This window comes from Nitrososphaerales archaeon (genome assembly GCA_025058425.1).
Lineage (GTDB): Archaea > Thermoproteota > Nitrososphaeria > Nitrososphaerales > JANXEG01 > JANXEG01.
Genome location: JANXEG010000002.1, coordinates 32,668 through 48,837, shown reverse-complemented (window position 1 = coordinate 48,837; position 16,170 = coordinate 32,668). Strand labels below are relative to the sequence as shown.

Annotated in this window: 18 protein-coding genes and 1 tRNA gene; 12 read left to right on the top strand and 7 right to left on the bottom strand. The window is 39.9% G+C overall.

Going from position 1 to position 16,170, the window contains the following annotated elements; translation table 11 throughout:
* Nucleotides 1–186 precede the first annotated feature (186 nt).
* A tRNA-OTHER gene (locus NZ896_00510) sits at nucleotides 187–319 on the top strand.
* A 131-nt stretch (nucleotides 320–450) separates the two neighbouring features.
* Here the strand turns inward: NZ896_00510 and NZ896_00505 are convergent.
* Complete coding sequence (locus tag NZ896_00505; protein ID MCS7115937.1) at nucleotides 451–894, bottom strand: DUF22 domain-containing protein; 444 nt, start codon at nucleotides 892–894, stop codon at nucleotides 451–453.
* Nucleotides 895–995: 101 nt separating this feature from the next.
* On the opposite strand from NZ896_00505, the gene NZ896_00500 reads away from it, so the two are divergent.
* On the top strand, nucleotides 996–2,147 hold the full coding sequence (locus NZ896_00500; GenBank protein ID MCS7115936.1) for a mandelate racemase/muconate lactonizing enzyme family protein: 1,152 nt from the start codon (nucleotides 996–998) through the stop codon (nucleotides 2,145–2,147).
* A gap of 78 nt (nucleotides 2,148–2,225) precedes the next feature.
* Here the strand turns inward: NZ896_00500 and NZ896_00495 are convergent, their stop codons facing one another.
* Nucleotides 2,226–2,846 (bottom strand): GDSL-type esterase/lipase family protein, encoded by a 621-nt coding sequence (locus NZ896_00495; GenBank protein ID MCS7115935.1) that lies wholly within the window; start codon nucleotides 2,844–2,846, stop codon nucleotides 2,226–2,228.
* A gap of 167 nt (nucleotides 2,847–3,013) precedes the next feature.
* Between NZ896_00495 and NZ896_00490 the strand changes: the two genes are divergently transcribed.
* Entirely contained in the window at nucleotides 3,014–3,700 is a 687-nt protein-coding gene (locus NZ896_00490; protein ID MCS7115934.1) for a hypothetical protein, read from the top strand.
* A 111-nt stretch (nucleotides 3,701–3,811) separates the two neighbouring features.
* Nucleotides 3,812–4,327, top strand: coding sequence for a flavin reductase family protein (locus tag NZ896_00485; protein MCS7115933.1), 516 nt, complete (start codon nucleotides 3,812–3,814; stop codon nucleotides 4,325–4,327).
* Here the strand turns inward: NZ896_00485 and NZ896_00480 are convergent.
* Together NZ896_00480 and rtcA are read right to left on the bottom strand one after the other, a co-directional pair.
* The gene (locus tag NZ896_00480) at nucleotides 4,308–5,300 is read right to left on the bottom strand and encodes a DUF402 domain-containing protein (GenBank protein MCS7115932.1); all 993 of its coding nucleotides are present in this window, start codon (nucleotides 5,298–5,300) and stop codon (nucleotides 4,308–4,310) included. The two genes, NZ896_00485 and NZ896_00480, sit on opposite strands and share 20 nt — an antisense overlap.
* A 17-nt stretch (nucleotides 5,301–5,317) precedes the next feature.
* A complete protein-coding gene (gene rtcA / locus NZ896_00475) occupies nucleotides 5,318–6,352 on the bottom strand; it encodes an RNA 3'-terminal phosphate cyclase (GenBank protein MCS7115931.1) in 1,035 nt (344 codons plus the stop codon).
* A gap of 266 nt (nucleotides 6,353–6,618) precedes the next feature.
* Here rtcA and NZ896_00470 point away from each other — a divergent pair, with 266 nt between their 5' ends.
* A complete protein-coding gene (locus NZ896_00470) occupies nucleotides 6,619–7,506 on the top strand; it encodes an NAD(P)-dependent oxidoreductase (protein ID MCS7115930.1) in 888 nt (295 codons plus the stop codon).
* Between the two features lie 182 nt (nucleotides 7,507–7,688).
* On the opposite strand, the gene NZ896_00465 is transcribed toward NZ896_00470, so the two are convergent.
* Together NZ896_00465 and NZ896_00460 are read right to left on the bottom strand one after the other, a co-directional pair.
* Nucleotides 7,689–8,225, bottom strand: a complete 537-nt coding sequence (locus NZ896_00465) for a hypothetical protein (GenBank protein ID MCS7115929.1) — start codon at nucleotides 8,223–8,225, stop codon at nucleotides 7,689–7,691.
* Nucleotides 8,226–8,386: 161 nt separating this feature from the next.
* Nucleotides 8,387–9,520 carry a hypothetical protein gene (locus NZ896_00460; GenBank protein ID MCS7115928.1) on the bottom strand — a complete coding sequence of 378 codons (1,134 nt, stop codon included), beginning with the start codon at nucleotides 9,518–9,520 and terminating at the stop codon, nucleotides 8,387–8,389.
* A 210-nt stretch (nucleotides 9,521–9,730) separates the two neighbouring features.
* Between NZ896_00460 and rpl7ae the strand changes: the two genes are divergently transcribed.
* The 7 genes from rpl7ae to NZ896_00425 all read left to right on the top strand — a co-directional run bounded on the left by rpl7ae (nucleotide 9,731) and on the right by NZ896_00425 (nucleotide 14,710).
* Nucleotides 9,731–10,120, top strand: coding sequence for a 50S ribosomal protein L7Ae (gene rpl7ae, locus NZ896_00455; GenBank protein ID MCS7115927.1), 390 nt, complete (start codon nucleotides 9,731–9,733; stop codon nucleotides 10,118–10,120).
* Nucleotides 10,117–10,332, top strand: coding sequence for a 30S ribosomal protein S28e (locus NZ896_00450; protein MCS7115926.1), 216 nt, complete (start codon nucleotides 10,117–10,119; stop codon nucleotides 10,330–10,332). The genes rpl7ae and NZ896_00450 overlap by 4 nt, the downstream gene beginning before the upstream one ends.
* 15 nt (nucleotides 10,333–10,347) lie before the next feature.
* On the top strand, nucleotides 10,348–10,539 hold the full coding sequence (locus tag NZ896_00445) for a 50S ribosomal protein L24e (protein MCS7115925.1): 192 nt from the start codon (nucleotides 10,348–10,350) through the stop codon (nucleotides 10,537–10,539).
* Nucleotides 10,536–10,946, top strand: coding sequence for a nucleoside-diphosphate kinase (gene ndk, locus NZ896_00440; GenBank protein MCS7115924.1), 411 nt, complete (start codon nucleotides 10,536–10,538; stop codon nucleotides 10,944–10,946). Before NZ896_00445 ends, ndk begins: the two co-directional genes overlap by 4 nt.
* A gap of 100 nt (nucleotides 10,947–11,046) precedes the next feature.
* Nucleotides 11,047–12,828: a translation initiation factor IF-2 gene (gene infB, locus NZ896_00435; GenBank protein MCS7115923.1), complete on the top strand. Its 1,782-nt coding sequence runs from the start codon at nucleotides 11,047–11,049 to the stop codon at nucleotides 12,826–12,828.
* Nucleotides 12,829–13,012: 184 nt separating this feature from the next.
* Nucleotides 13,013–14,092, top strand: coding sequence for an ACR3 family arsenite efflux transporter (gene arsB, locus NZ896_00430; protein ID MCS7115922.1), 1,080 nt, complete (start codon nucleotides 13,013–13,015; stop codon nucleotides 14,090–14,092).
* Nucleotides 14,093–14,368: 276 nt separating this feature from the next.
* Nucleotides 14,369–14,710, top strand: coding sequence for a 30S ribosomal protein S6e (locus tag NZ896_00425; protein MCS7115921.1), 342 nt, complete (start codon nucleotides 14,369–14,371; stop codon nucleotides 14,708–14,710).
* A gap of 31 nt (nucleotides 14,711–14,741) precedes the next feature.
* On the opposite strand, the gene NZ896_00420 is transcribed toward NZ896_00425, so the two are convergent.
* Nucleotides 14,742–16,169, bottom strand: a complete 1,428-nt coding sequence (locus tag NZ896_00420; GenBank protein ID MCS7115920.1) for an NADH-quinone oxidoreductase subunit N — start codon at nucleotides 16,167–16,169, stop codon at nucleotides 14,742–14,744.
* Nucleotide 16,170 lies beyond the last annotated feature (1 nt).

Here is a 16,170-nt window from a genome sequence, read left to right as displayed (position 1 = left end):
AATTTAAAAATATGAGTTTTTATGAAACCAATATTGGAAACAGAATTTGATGTTGTTGTTCGTTTTAATGATACTTCATTAAAAAGAATTGATAATAACTATCATCGCTATGTAGTTCCTTTTACTCTTCACAGTCAAGGGATAATTTTAATAGGTTCATCGTATGTTGTTAGTTTATATGGGAGTGCCGGGGTAGCAGAGTGGACTATGAAATTACACAATAATGCGCAGTTCGTAATTAGAGCGTAAGCCTTGAGTCCGTAATAGAGAGCCTGTGACCTCTTACGAGGTCTCGTGGGTTCGAATCCCACCCCCGGCGCTAGCTATAGAAACCTAGCGAAAATCATTAGGTCGAAGCGCCCTGATTATAGAAGTTCTTAGTTCTTATCTTAAGCTCACCGTTAAAGGCACAAATGTTAAATGTTCAAAGATTTAACACCGATTTAACATTCAATATCTACACCTCTCTTTCAGCCAACTGATTACGCTATCTTCCAATAATTCATGCTCAGGATGAGCGTAAAGAACATTCATCACGCCAAGTAAATCTCCTTTACATATCATCCCATTGTGAATAGGGTAAAATAATACTTCATCGATGATCCTTTGCTCTTCGATCTTCTTCGGCTTACCGAGGCTAACAACACTTACTACAAAGCCTAACGCATGGCGCATAACAGAGCAGGGGAAGATTATAGACTCTTCAGGTATTACGATTTTGTTGATTTTGATATTTGTCACTACATTAGCTTGAACGGTCTTTTCTTCATCTGCAACTACCATCTGCCAACTCCCGGCAGGCCCTACTTTATAAAAGTAATTATAAGCATCCACTGTTTTCTTAACTAAGGTTCCTCCTATTCTATCATTCCAATAGGTAATGTTTACCTTCATCTACTGCGTTAGGTTGCGACTTAATAAATAAATCTTTTGTAGCATATTGAGATAATGAAATAAAAGATTAAATGTTAAAACGTTTTAACACTACGTGAGATATGAAGATAGTCGATATTTTGGTCTATCCTCTGTACGCTGAAGCGAAGGGTGCGATCAGTGGGTATTTGCCATATGGAGATGAATTGAGTAAAAAGGTTAGAAAGGGATATTCAGCATGCTTCGTTAAAGTCGTTAGTGATGAAGGCCTATTCGGTTATGGAGAGAGTTTGACAAGAGAAGTTCCACAGGCAACTGCAAAGATCATTGAGAAATTGATCAAACCGATAATCATCGGTAAGGACCCTTTGGAGATTGAAGTGTTGTGGGAGATGATATTTTCAGCATTGAAGACAAGGGGCCATTATAAAGGCTACTTCATCGAAGCGATGTCTGGTGTCGATATCGCACTTTGGGATTTAAAGGGCAAGTACCTTAAGCAACCAGTTCATATGCTACTGGGAGGAAAGTTTCGAAGCGAGTTAAAGGCTTATGCATCATCGATACTCTTTGATAAACCAGAGAATATGGCAAGGAGGGCTAGAGAATGGGTCGATGAAGGGCATGATCAAATCAAGGTCAAGGTTGGAATGGGTGTTGAGAGAGATATAATGAATCTAAGAGCGATTAGAAGAGAAGTTGGAAATGGTGTAGAGATAATGGTGGATGCTAATTCTGCATATAACTTTACTAAAGCATTAAGGTTGGGCAAGGTGTTAGAATCTATGGAGATTTCCTGGTTTGAAGAACCGGTCCCTCCGTACGATCTGGAAGGTTATAAGCAATTAAAAAGGAAGTTAGATGTTCCGATCTGTGCTGGAGAATCACATTTTACAAGGTACGATTTTAAAGAGTTGATAATGAATGAAGCGATCGATATTGTTCAACCGGATATTTCAAGAGCTGGCGGAATTACTGAGTGTATGAAGATTGCAAATTTGGCGAGAACGTTCAACCTTCCTTATACACCACATATAGGATTGTCTGGTGCTGGTTGTAGAGCTGCAAGTATTCAATTATCGGCATCTTTACCTGAAGACACATTCTTAACCTATGAAATCTACGATATAAAAGAAAGCCCAAATCCATTGGCAAACGAAATATTACATTCACCGATCGAGATTTTCTCGAAAGGCCATATAAAAGTGGTAGATGAAATTGGATTAGGATTGAAGGTGAATGAAGAAAGGCTAAAGTTGTACATGGTTAGTTAAGATTAATAAGATAAGTCGATGTATAACAAATTGATACATTCGATCCTTTTCAAAATTTACATTCATCTTTAGGGCTTTTTATAGATTCATCTTTCTAACGATAAGATCACGCAGTACCTCAAAGATCACATCGGCGATCTTTTTATAACCTTCTGTAGTTAGATGAAGACCATCATCTGAATATTCTTCACGAAGTCTTTTGGTATTTGGATCGGATGTTATAGTAAAGAGATCTGCAAGAGGAACCTTATTCTTCTCACAATAATCTTTAATGAGATTATTCAATTCTATTCTCGGAGGTATCAAGCTATCAAAACCCAATATAGAAGGAATTGTACAAGCAATAGGTTCTATACCATGCTTTCTTGCAGTAGAATACATCTTCTCTAAATTTTTAAAGACCATCGAGGGAGGGAAGCCCCATCCAATATCGTTAGATCCCCCGAGTATGATAACGTATTCGGGCTTTAATGAAATTACATCATCGTAGAAGCGGTGAAGCATACCGCTCGTTAGATCACCGACGATCCCTTTATTGTAAATATAGACAGATCGCCCTTCCTTAAGCTCTTTAAACATCTCTTCAATCTTCAACGTTAGATAGTGAGTGTAAGGGGTGGGTGGCATAAATGGGTTGTTAGATTGAAAACCTACAGTCAAGCTATCACCCAGTGCTACGATTACCAACCTTTTCTCCATAGATTATCATTACTTCTCACTCTTCCAAGCATAAATAAGCATTCCTTCCTTTCACAGGTGTATTGATGAGTTTATAATACGGTTCCTATTTTGATAAAGTTGTGCGGAGGATCATCAATTTAATCAGCGAGGATACAATACGATCTAAGGAAAAGGTTGTCAAGTGGATGAAAGTGAATTTCTTTGACCGTTTGTTCATCAACCTTCCTACCGATTGGCAGACTTTATTGGACGAAATTATGCACGGTATCAATCCAAGCTATGTAATAATTGAAAAGATGAAGAATGAAGGCATTATAGAAGAACCCTACGATACCCATACACTTAAAGTATTTAAACCAATATTCGAAGCTTTACCTATTTTGTATAAAGTGGGCGTGAAAGTCTTCTGTTATCGTGATAAATCGTATCACAAAGCCTCTCATAACTTTATTAACGAAATACTCATTATGACATTAAATGCAAGGCTCGGTAAGATAAACCCTGAAAGATGGAGAGAAGTGATCAAGGAAGATGTAAGATTAAATCTAGAATGTTGTAAAAGAGATGGAGAGTATATAATTACGAGGGCCAAAGATGTAAATGTTTGTTTAGATGCTTCTGACGATCTGTTAGCATACCTCAAAGATGCAGGTTTTAAAATCGAAAAGGTCGAATTAGACCGATCTTACAAGCCCCTCGATATATTGTGGAGTAAAATAAGGGATGAGGTACTCTACGGTATAAGGGTTTCAAGTGAAGAAATAGTAGAGTTGGTAAAAGATCATGTGATATTCACCGATCTATTATTAGTAAAGGATTTTGAGAGTGCTTACGAAGTGTGGAAGGGTTTGAAAGGGGTTGATAAAGTTTAACAGTCGATGTTACTTTTAGAGGATAATCGTAAAGAGTTATAAATGCATTAAATTGTTACTCATATTTGTATGAGAAAGATCGATGTAAATAGGTCGTATTTAACGAGACTTATGTATCCAAGACATATCGTATTGGTTACATGCTTCAATCCCAAGAATAATAAGAGTAATATCATAAGTGTAGCTTGGAGTACGCCCTTATCACATGAGCCCCCACTTATAGGTATTTCGATCGCACCAAAAAGGTACTCTCACGATCTGATCTCTAAAACGGGCGAATTCGTCGTGAATATACCGACTATCGAATTGGCTAAACAGGTATTGTTTTGTGGGAGGAGATCTGGTAGAGATGTGGATAAATTCAATGAGACAAAGCTTACAGCAAGAGTAGCAAGAAAAGTAAGAGCCTCGATTATAGAGGAGTGTATCGCACATTTAGAGTGTAAAGTTGTAAATCAAATAGAGGTTGGTGACCATACACTCTTTATTGGAGAGGTAGTAGCAGCGTATGTGAATGAAGGCCTATTTGAGAAAGTTTTTGATGTGAAGAAGGTAAAGGTCTTACATCATTTGGGTGAAGATCTATTTGTTACTAACTCATCAGAGGTTATAAACCCTCAACTATGATCTTATGATTCTGGCATAAAAACTCTTTAACCTTCTCCTTAACGGTATTCAGTAAACTCTCTGATACTACCCCCTTTTTGACCGCCTCTTCGAGCTTTTCTTCATCCACTACCCATACTTCACCATTCGGCTCGATACACACATCCACCTCTAAATCTACGTATCGAATACAACGTGGATACAACTCGACCGGTGTGTTTATATTTACATACATACCTTTATAGTGATTCTCAGAAGAAAAGTATCGAGTCTTCAGATACCATTCTCCCAACTTTACTTCTGTAACAGCATAATCGCCTATCCTCTTAGGTACTTTAAGCCCATCATACGTACCTTCTCCTTTGATAGATCGATGAAGTTTGAGAATACCTTTATCCTCATCATACACCTTCACTAGAGCCTTGCCCAAATGAAGGATATTCCCATCCAATTTCACATGTTCGATATCTATCTCACGCCCTTCGCTAGGATATTCGTGCTTGATGGTTAACCTTAAGAGCTCCTCAACCTTATCGATAGGGCATCCTTTAGCGATGAGCTTCTCAGCCATATCTACAGCTGATGAAATATTGATTCCGCAAGTCTTATAGTAGTGATGGCCTTTTACCGTTGGAACCACACACCTTCGTATATCATCGAGCTTTACTTTTGATAATCCTGGAAACTCTACATCTAGGAACTGATTCTGCAAGGGAGATTGTACAGTTGGCTGCTCGATCCTTCTTATAATCACATCTAATAAATTTTCTCTTAAGACTTTGCAAAGAGCTTCTACAGCCTTAGACTCTCCACATACATGAACCCCCTGCTTATCCCATCGATCGTAGATGTTGAGATCGTAAGGACTTTCATCAAATTTTAAATTAAATCTCTTCTGAACCTCGATCGATGGTTGGACGATTTCAAAACCATTATCGAGAAGGAGCTTCGTTAAAGCTGTTGCATAGATCCCACGAATCTTAGCCTTGACCATTTAACACCCCATGATCGCTATACCTTTCTTATGCGGTAGAGTCCATTTACCTTTTCTATATGGAATTTCACATTTAAAATCCTTTCAGTAAGCCAAATATTCGTATCCAAATGCTCAGTAATTGAACGTGTTAAATAGATAGATTCACCATCGGCCAATCCGATGTATGGTATAAGCATATCAGCAAGATGAGTGTCTACAGTAGCTTTTATCTCTAACTCTTTAACAAGCTCTTCAGCGGCTTCATGGCCAACAGCCTCACTCGGCTTGCGTAATTCACCTATCGCATCACTACCTAATAACGCACCCTTACTCGTATTTGCCCATAAAACTAGTGAGCTACCTTTTTGAAGCGGGTTGGATGTATCGTAGAGAATATCGATCTCAGCTTTATAACCATGAGATTCAAGGTAATCCTTCGCAGCATTCGCTTGCCTCTCCGCTACTTTCCTCTCTCTTAAGAATGTGCAAACAGATAGGCCACGAATCATCTGTAATTCTCCGAATTCCTCAATCTTCAACGGTTTCAATCCTTTACATGGTTGGACTTTAATGGACACATCACCCATACCGATGGGATAATAACCGAATGCGTGGATCGTTAAAGATGTCTTCAGCCCCATCTTTTCAAGTGTCGGTAGAAGCACATATCGGAGATAGTTGATCGTCGGCGCTCTCTTAACATCTGTACCACCTTTACTTATACGAAGATTCACATCTTTCTTTGCATAAGCACATATCGGCAATACAGTCATGATCAGCATAGGTATACTACCAGCTGTACCAATTTCAGCACTCACGTCACCACCCGATATTTCATTGGGTTTGAACCGTATCTCCTCCGAGCCCACATAAGCACCTTTAACCTCTGCATTGCAGAGTTTAGCAGCCGTAAGGACCGCTTCCAGATGTTGTGGCCTTAATCCCGATGGGCTGCGCTTTTTACGAATGTTATATATGTGTAACTCTTCGTTGAGGATTGCAGCCAAGGCTATCGATAAGCGTAAGATGGTACCACTACCACTCTTTACACCACCATCTATCTCTAGCATCGAAAGACCCCTTTCTTCTAAGTCTTTCACTCCTTATATAGGTTATAGGTAATGATGGTGAAGAAATGATATTGAGGAGCAAAGAGGAGTTTAAATAATAAGCATACGTGGCGATATGTATTACATAAATCTCAATAAAGCGAATGAAATTAACACCTTACCTATGTACCTATGTGAATGAAATGGTTGAGTTAAAGTGAGAAAAGGGAATGTAAAGGATAGAAGCATAGTTACATATAAAAATAGGATTGCTTACAGAGATAATTATGAAGATAGGCTTTATCGGCCTTGGAGCAATGGGTAGTAGGATAGCAGCGCGCCTATTGAAGGCCGGTTACGAACTTTACGCTTATGACATAATCGAAGAGAGGGTGCAGAGCTTAGCAACGTTAGGAGCACGAGCATGTAATAATCCAAAGGAGGTTGCAGAGAATTCGGATATCGTTATAATGAGCCTACCGAATGGTGAAGTGGTAAAAGATGTTTTGTTAGGAGAGAATGGAGTTTTATACGGTATAAAAGAGGGTTCTATTGTGATCGACCTAAGTACAATCGGACCAACGGTTTATAAAGAGTGTGATGAAGCCTTAAGGAAGAAGAATGTGAAGCTCTGTGATGCACCAGTGAGTGGTGGAACGGAGGGTGCAGAGACTGGGAGATTGGCGATCATGTTTGGTGGTGATGAAGAGAGTTTTAAGAGGGTTCAAGAAGTCTTGAAGATCATAGGTGATAAAATCTTTTATGTCGGCCCTCTAGGTTCTGGACAAATCGCCAAATTGGTCAATAATTCCATGGCTGCTGTAAATTTGGTCGGTGCTATAGAAGCAATGACCATGGGCGTTAAAGCTGGTCTCGATCCCAGAAAGCTTTATGAGATCGTATCTGCAAGTAGTGGTAGTAGTCGAACTTTTGAGAGAAAATTTGCGCACCACATCTTTAAAGGGAACTTTGATCCCGGTTTTAAGGTAGATCTGATGTATAAGGATTTGGAGGAGGCGTTAAAGTTGGCGAAAGAGCTTAAAGTTCCACTTATAATGGCAAGTGTTGCACAACAATTATTCGCTATAGCTAGAGCCGTAGGATTGGGTGATAAAGACACTTCTTCTTTAATAAAGGTCTTCGAAGAATTAACGAAGGTTAGAATCGTAACTTAAGGATTGATGGCTCGGATTTGGTATCTAGTATCTAATAACTTTAGCTTACTATCTCACATATTGAAAGTAAAAAGTTCTGAGAATTTAAATCCCAACATCTTATTCCATTATTCGAATTTGAATAAACCTTATGAATAAATGTTGATTTAAAACTTAGAATCGATTGTTGATGCACCCAAGCATCATGATCTATGTCTTAAATATCTATTCCAAATAAAGGATGTAAGATAACCAGCTACAGCGCCATTGATAGTACCTAAGACGATTACGGAAAAGTGTAGAATGGGAGATATGGGTATTAAGCTGATCATAAATGTCACGTATAGGGCTATCGACCCTATCATCGCCGTACTTACTGTGAGGGATAGAATGGTTCTATTGGTCTTTACACCGCCATGGGGCATTTTGACTTTGAATAAATAGAAGAAAATATCTATCAAGATTCCATACATTATGCTGAAGAGTAGGCTGAATGGAGCAAATGCAGGCCTCCATATAGTTACAAGTAAACCACTTATCGTTGCCACATATGTGGCACCCATCCTTCCCAACATTAACGAAGATATTGCGAACAAAAGGGCCTGAATAAAGATAAACATCTTATCGATGGGTGTCGGTAGAACCATTAAAACCATCTTATATACGAACATTAGAACGCTAAAGATGGATGCGATCGCGACCCTTTTAACTTTAGACAGAATGGTCACCGAACACAACAAGACGTAAACTTCTAAATAACGATAACGCTAAACGATCAAATCCATCGATTCTTTGGTTTTTGTGTTAGATTGTATAATTCATCATCCGATCGGTAATTGAGGTGATTAGACTGAATTTATCTCTTGTAACGTATAGAGTTTGAAGTGTGCAGCTCAAGGATTCAGTTTTGCATCAGGATAACACTCTCTCTAGCCCTCCCTATCTTTACAGTCCTATCCCTCGTGACGACCCTTTCGGCAGCTACAAGTATCTTATCGACATGGAATCCAATTCTTTCCGCGAGCTCTGCAACCAATAGATCACATGGCACTATACGATCTGGAAAGGCACCCTCTGCAATGACGAGAGCGATCCTCGCCCCAACCTTCAATACTCTCTTCATCTCTTCAAGCGATCTATTGATATCATACAAGTAAGCTTTTGCAGCAAGTGGCAATCGAAGCTCTGGGAATAGATCGTCCTTCACATTCACATTCATACCAATATAAGAACGAAGGGCATCGACCTTTACATGAGGGAAGAATAGCTCATATTCGATACGATAAACCTTCGTATACTCGATCTTATTGAGGTAGGGAGGTGAAGTTACTATTAGATCGAATTCCTCATCGGGTAGGAATTCGAGTTTTCTCGCATCACCAAGAATCACATCGATCTTTGAGCCTTTAAATTTAAACTTCTTTAAATCCTTAATCATCTTCTTCACAACGGCCTTGAATACCTTTCTTAAAGGAGGGTGTGGTTTTTTACGAATCCTTATGTAAGAGCCATCTTTGATCGCGTAACTCACTTTATTCGCTGAATTCATCAGAGCTAAAGTGAAAAAATTTCTTACCTTTGGATCATCGATGCGCTTCAATTCTTCTTTAAAAAATGCTATATCTTCTAAAGCATGCTTTGAAAAAGCAGCTTTGGTGAGCCAACTAACCTCTCCAATATCACACTTTCTAAAACTTTTTGAGAAGATATCTTCGCTCACTCTATTCAACTCCTCTACATCATAATCAGCGACTTTGACTTGGGTTACAAAGACTGCTAAAGGAGAGGCATCGACACCACAACCATCGATCCCAAATTCTTTCGCTACGAGTAAGGTTGTACCAGAGCCACAAAAGGGATCGAGTACCTTCATACCTTCTCTCGCTTTAAAGAGATCGAATATTTTGATGACAAAATCTCTTGAGAAACCCTCTTTGAAATGAAACCAATTATGTATAGGAACCTTCTTATTTGGTACAAAGGTGACCAATTTTGCAAATTCTGGTCTTGGCTCCAGTATGCTGAGATCGAACATCCTTTAAAATATTAAGGTTAAGATGTTTAAATCCTTGCTATCCATCAATCAAAGAGTATCAATACTCGAGATTTAATATCATCAGCCCAATTTATCGCTTTGTATATGGCTCTTCAGATTGAGCTTTAAGAAGACAGTTTATTAAAAAACACATAGATTAGCAACATATTTTTATAAAACCACTTTGATAGCCTTTATGGGCGATTAAAGATGACCCCCAAACCATACTACGTAAAATTCGAAACACCAAAGGAGATTTCTGAAGCTACATATGAAGCGTTGAGGCAGGCGAGGCAAACGGGCAAGGTTCGAAAGGGTACGAATGAGACGACAAAAGCTATTGAGAGGGGTTTGGCTAAACTCGTAGTGATCGCTGAAGATGTGGAGCCACCGGAGGTCGTCGCACACCTTCCCATAATCTGTGAAGAGAGAAAGATTCCTTACGTTTACGTACCGAGCAAGGCTCAGATGGGCTCTGTACTGGGTATCGATGTAAGTGCCGCTTCTGCCTGTATAGTGGAGCCCGGTGAAGCCCAAGGTTTATTAGAGCAGATAATCAATGCTATATCAAAAGTTAAATCTACGGGCGGTACCCGTTGAGCAAGGTTCAAGAAGAACGTTTAACTCCAGCGGAGGTAATACAGATCGTGGGTAGGACTGGGGTGTCTGGCGAAATAATTCAAGTGAGGGTTAAAATTATGGAAGGGAAGGATAAAGGCCGTATCTTAACCAGAAATGTAAAGGGCCCAGTCCGCTTAGGAGATATATTGATGTTAAGAGAAGTGGAGCGTGAAGCACGTAAGATCAAGTAAGGTTGGTGTCAATTTGTGTACGGTGTTAGAAAGTGCTCTTTCTGTGGTGCAGATATCCCTCTAGGTAGAGGGATTATGTTCGTTAAGAATGATGGTTCGGTTCGATGGTACTGTTCCTCGAAATGTAGAAAGAATGCTTTAGAGTTAAAACGCGACCCTCGTAAACTTAAATGGACCCGTTTCTATAAAACGGAGGTAAAGAAATGAGTGAGAAAAATGAAAGGACTTTGATCGTGATAAAGCCCGATGGTGTAAGAAGGGGTTTAGTGGGAGCAATTATTTCAAGATTTGAGAATAAAGGTTTCAAGATTGTAGATTTGAAGATGCTCACGATGACGAGGGCACAGGCTGAAGAGTTCTATTCCCCCCATGCGGGAAAGCATTTTTATGAAGAATTGATCTCATTCATAACCTCGGGCCCTATAGTTGCAGCTATACTTGAAGGGCCTTCATCGATCAGTGTGGTAAGAAGAATGATCGGTGCAACAAACCCCTTAGAGGCCGCTCCTGGAACTATTCGCGGTGATTATGGCTTTGCTATAACGGAGAATCTTATACATGCTTCAGACTCGGTTGAAAGTTTCATCAGAGAATCTAAAATCATCTTTTCTTAATCTTAAATTAATTTGATAGAGAACTAAATAAATTGTGGTGAACCATCTCTTTATAATAGTTTAACGATTCTATGATGATAGAGAGATAAGGTTGGTCTTGATGGGCCAGATAAGGCAACCAGTCGTTGTAGTGTTGGGGCACGTAGACTCGGGAAAGACTCTATTATTGGATAAAATTCGAGGTACCGCGGTACAAGCAAGAGAAGTGGGCGGAATGACACAACATATCGGTGCAAGCTTTTTCCCTATGGAGACATTGAAGCAGATCTGTGGCCCTCTACTCGCTTCATTTAAAGCTGAAATACGCATACCCGGACTGTTAGTAATCGATACACCTGGACATGAGGTCTTCACGAATCTACGCATTAGAGGAGGATCGGCGGCAGATTTAGCAATATTGGTAATCGATGTCATGAAGGGTTTTGAAGTCCAAACCTATGAAAGTGTAGAGATCTTAAGAAGTAGAAAGGTGCCTTTCGTGGTAGCACTGAATAAAATAGACTTAATACCGGGTTGGAAGAGTGGTAAAACACCTTACTTTACCGATTCTTTAAAAGCTCAGAGCGAATCTGTCGTTAGAGAATTGGATGAAAGGTTGTACAATGTAGTCGGAAGTTTTTCACGCCTCAACTTTAAATCTGAGGCTTTCTATCGTGTAAGAGACTTCACAAAAGAGATCGCGATCGTACCTGTGAGTGCGAAGACTGGAGAAGGCATACCCGAACTTATGGCAGTTCTAATAGGGTTGGCCCAGCAGTATTTAACGAAGAGATTATCAATTACATCAGGGCCAGCCCGTGGGATTACGTTAGAAGTGAAGGAGGAGATAGGTTTAGGCCATACAGCCAACGTGATACTCCTCGATGGTACATTAAAGATCGGTGATACGATAGTATTGGGCAAGAGGGATGGTGCTGTAGTAACAAGGGTTAAGGCATTATTTATGCCAAAACCGCTGGATGAAATGAGAGATCCTCGTGATAAATTCACCCCCGTCGAATCTGTAAGTGCTGCAGCAGGTGTAAAGATCGTCACCCCAGATCTAGAAGGTGTTCTAGCGGGGACCCTATTAATAGGTATTGAGACTCCCGATGATATTAAAGAGGCGATGAAGCTCGTGGAGAGCGAAATGAAGAGGGTCTTCATCCATACCGATAGTGTTGGTGTGATCATCAAGGCAGACACGTTAGGTACCCTTGAAGCGATAGTAGATATGTTGAAGCGGAGGGAGGTTCCTATACGGATCGCTGATATCGGACCTGTAACGAGAAGGGATATCATCGAAGCAAGTACCGTAGCGAAGGACGATCCTTACTTGGGAGTAGTATTGACCTTTGGCGTTAGACTTTTACCCGATGCTGAAGAAGAAGCCATTAAACATAATATCAAAGTCTTCTCAGACCCTATCGTCTATAATTTGATTCAGAGTTATTTAGATTGGGTTGCTAGAGAGAAAGAGGCCGCTGAACGATTAGAGTTTATGAAGCTTACACCACCTTGTAAAATACGTATACTTAAAGGTTATGTATTTAGAAGGAGCAATCCAGCGATCTTTGGTGTTGAAGTTTTATCGGGTAGACTTAGACAGAAGGTTACACTCATGAACGAGAATGGTAAGACCATAGGCACGGTCCATCAGATACAGGATAAGGGAGAGCCTATAAACGAAGCACAAACTGGTTCACAGGTCGCTATCTCTATGATGGAGCCCATCATGGGCAGGCATATCCATGAAGGCGAGGTTCTCTATACACTTCCTAATGATGCGGATGTGAAGCTTTTGAAGAGTAAATACATGCATAGATTAGGTGAAGAGGAGGTTAAAGTTTTAGAAGAGATTATTAAGATTAGGAGGAAGGTCAATCCATCGTATGGATTTTAACTCTTCATACTTTAATTTAGTTAATAGTTAAAGTTATTTTTGATGAATTAGGAATTGCTAAAGATTTCACTTTGTAAAAGATAATCCAAATCTTTACAACTTTCTACAATTTACCTCAACTTATCTCGAAATAAATCGAAATAAAAAGACTTATATGCCAGAAATCCTAGTCGAAGGTCAAGAAATGTATTCTTCCATAACCAAAAAGGAGAGTATTCAGCTCCCCTGGCTCACCAAGTTTCTTACTCTGTGGATATTCCTAGCGATGATGATAGGTATAGGATTAGGCTACACATCACCAGAACTCTCCGATATCATTGGCTCTATGAGCATAGGTACAACATCCATCCCGATAGCGATCGGGCTGATCTGGATGATGTACCCCCCACTCGCGAAGGTCAGATATGAAGATCTGAGAAAGATCATCAAGGCAGAAGGTTCAAAGACCATGCTATCCCTTTCACTCATTCAGAACTGGATCGTTGGGCCATTCTTGATGTTCGTCTTGGCTTGGATATTCCTAGCAAACCATCTTGCCTTTAGAAATGGGATAATCCTCATAGGCCTCGCACGATGTATCGCTATGGTGATAGTATGGAACGGCCTTGCAGATGGAGATAATGAATGGGCAGCTATACTTGTAGCCCTAAACTCCATCTTTCAGATAGCCATGTATTCGATCCTAGCCTACCTCTACATAACTGTATTGAGCTCTTGGATCTCAGGATATGGACAGGTCGTCCAGATTTCATTGATAGAAGTAGTACAATCGGTAGCGATCTACCTTGGAATCCCATTCTTTGGAGGTATGATCACTAGGTTCTACCTTTTAAGGAGAAGGGGGAAGATTTGGTACGATAAAGTCTTTATATCTAAGCTGAGCCCCACATCTCTCTTTGCCCTCTTATTCACCATAGTCATCATGTTCTCCCTTAAAGGAGAATACATAGTCAATCTACCATTCGATGTTGCTAGGGTAGCGGTTCCGTTATTGATGTACTTCATAATAATGTTCTTTACATCCTTTGGTCTAGGATACTACTTAAAGCTTGACTATAAAAGGACTACTTCTCTCGCCTTCACAGCAGCCAGTAACAACTTCGAATTAGCGATAGCCGTTGCAGTTTCTGTATTCGGTTTGGCTTCGGAGGAGGCTTTTGCCACGGTGATAGGGCCTTTGATCGAAGTACCGATCATGATAAGTCTAGTCAACGTAGCCCTATGGGCGAGAAAGAGGTTATTTACAAAAGAGGGAGATCTGTGAGATCTTAAAATCTCAGCAGGCCTTTATATGAGAAAAACTTTTGGTATCTGAATGGGTTAAGCCATCTTTAACATAAGATGAGCATAAATTGATATAAATTGAGAAATTGAGAATATGAATAAGAAAGAAGAAAGGTTATGTTATATTTGCCAAATTCTCAAATTCTCAAATTCTTTAAAGAGTAAAAACCAAAAGGATTAGAAGATTCTTAAGTGTATCAAAGGTTCAGAGAAAAGAGTTAAAATATTGGTATAGGGACCTTAAGGTTGGTGCAGTTTGCCGACATTTAAACTTGTAGTTTCAGATCCAAAAACGGGCAAGGCTACAACGTATGAACTCAAAGATCAGAGGGCCCAAATGTTCCTAGGGATGAAGATTGGTGATATCGTAGACGCTACTGTGATAGGATTGAAGGGCAAGATCAAGATTACAGGAGGGAGTGATAGAGCGGGCTTTCCTATGAGAAGTGATGTATCAGGTGGTGTGAAGAAATACGTTTTATTAACGAAGGGCGTAGGTTTACGATCCGTTAGAAGAGGGGAGAGGCGTAGAAAGTTGGTTAGAGGGAATGTAATAACCGATGAAATTTATCAAATAAATGCTGTATTGATCGAATGAAACGTAAAAGGAGTCTTCTAATAGATCATCTTTACAAAGTCAAAGTTGAAGCTATAAGGGGAGCGATCCCTAAACCGAGTATGATCGTTGCAAGTGTAGTGATAAGAATCACTATAAACTCTGGATCTTTGATACTTTCAACAATTTCTACTTTACTCCCTACAAAGAACATATATCTTATCACTTGAACGTAGTAACCTACCGAGATCCCGCTATTTACAATCGCGATGAATGTAAGCCATGGTGCTATATCTATCGTCGATAAAAAGAGGTATGGGAATTTACTCCAAAAACCTAACAATGGCGGTACACCTATGAGGCTTAATAATAGCATCGTGATCGATATAGATGTTATAGGCATCCTCTTACTCAACCCACCTAAACCTTCAAGATCTAGCCTTAGACCCATTCTACTTAGGTATGCGAGGGCTACAAAGATCCCTATCTTTGCAAATACGTATGTTGAGATATGTAGAGCTATACCTTGAAGGCCATAAAGATAGCCCGTACCTATAGCTGCTACAAAACCCAATAAGATATAGCCAGCATGTGCTATACTGCTGTAAGCCATCATCCTTTGGACATTTCTTTGAACCAGAGCGGCGATATTCCCAAAGGTCATCGTGATTATCGAGAGTATTGAAAAGATCACCAACCACACCTCACCTACTATCTGGGCCAATGGATATACAACTCTAAGGAGTGCTGCGATACCGACTATCTTGACTACACCAGCTACAAACGATACCAACGACGGGTGTACTCCACCGTAAACATCTGGTAACCATCCATGGAAGGGTACAACCCCGATCTTAAAGCTGAATGAGGCTATTAAGAGAATGAATCCGATGAGGAAGAGGGGTTCGTTACTCAAAGGCTTTAGGTATTGAACCATTTCAGAAATCTTCGTCGAGCCTGTTAAACCGTATATGAATGCTAGACCGAAGAGCATAAATGTAGTCGCCATGATACCCATCAGAGCGTACTTCGCTGCTCCTTCGAGTGAATCTTCATCCTTCTTAATCCCTACAAGAGCGTATGAAGCAACAGAGACCAATGTCCATGCTATAAAGAGCAGTATTATATCGTTAAGGAAGATCGTATAGAGTACACCGAGAAGGGTTAATGGTAATAGGGAGTAAAAGCTCGGCCCTGTGCTCCATCTTCTTACTTCATGCATAGATGCGATCAAGACGAGTAATGTGCCGATCATAGCCAATAGAGCGAGAAATGCACCATAAAAGTCGACCTTTACTACACCATCATAAAGCAACACGCTAAAATTGTATGTCAAGTAGAGTAAGAATAACGATATGAATAATGCGATAAGTATGGTGAAAAGGACGATGTACGCACTTAACCTCCTTTTAAATGTATAATCGAGTGTCGGTGTGATGATTCCAGAGGCTATGAGCAATACAGCCAAAGTATTCATCAGAGTTTCGATCGGCGCGGACACT

Bases quoted from the DNA above. Each gene is read 5' to 3' on its own strand.
- NZ896_00505 (MCS7115937.1), bottom strand. From the start codon at position 894: ATGAAGGTAAACATTACCTATTGGAATGATAGAATAGGAGGAACCTTA.
- NZ896_00500 (MCS7115936.1), top strand. From the start codon at position 996: ATGAAGATAGTCGATATTTTGGTCTATCCTCTGTACGCTGAAGCGAAG.
- NZ896_00495 (MCS7115935.1), bottom strand. From the start codon at position 2,846: ATGGAGAAAAGGTTGGTAATCGTAGCACTGGGTGATAGCTTGACTGTA.
- NZ896_00490 (MCS7115934.1), top strand. From the start codon at position 3,014: ATGAAAGTGAATTTCTTTGACCGTTTGTTCATCAACCTTCCTACCGAT.
- NZ896_00485 (MCS7115933.1), top strand. From the start codon at position 3,812: ATGTATCCAAGACATATCGTATTGGTTACATGCTTCAATCCCAAGAAT.
- NZ896_00480 (MCS7115932.1), bottom strand. From the start codon at position 5,300: ATGGTCAAGGCTAAGATTCGTGGGATCTATGCAACAGCTTTAACGAAG.
- rtcA (MCS7115931.1), bottom strand. From the start codon at position 6,352: ATGCTAGAGATAGATGGTGGTGTAAAGAGTGGTAGTGGTACCATCTTA.
- NZ896_00470 (MCS7115930.1), top strand. From the start codon at position 6,619: ATGAAGATAGGCTTTATCGGCCTTGGAGCAATGGGTAGTAGGATAGCA.
- NZ896_00460 (MCS7115928.1), bottom strand. From the start codon at position 9,520: ATGTTCGATCTCAGCATACTGGAGCCAAGACCAGAATTTGCAAAATTG.
- rpl7ae (MCS7115927.1), top strand. From the start codon at position 9,731: ATGACCCCCAAACCATACTACGTAAAATTCGAAACACCAAAGGAGATT.
- ndk (MCS7115924.1), top strand. From the start codon at position 10,536: ATGAGTGAGAAAAATGAAAGGACTTTGATCGTGATAAAGCCCGATGGT.
- infB (MCS7115923.1), top strand. From the start codon at position 11,047: ATGGGCCAGATAAGGCAACCAGTCGTTGTAGTGTTGGGGCACGTAGAC.
- arsB (MCS7115922.1), top strand. From the start codon at position 13,013: ATGTATTCTTCCATAACCAAAAAGGAGAGTATTCAGCTCCCCTGGCTC.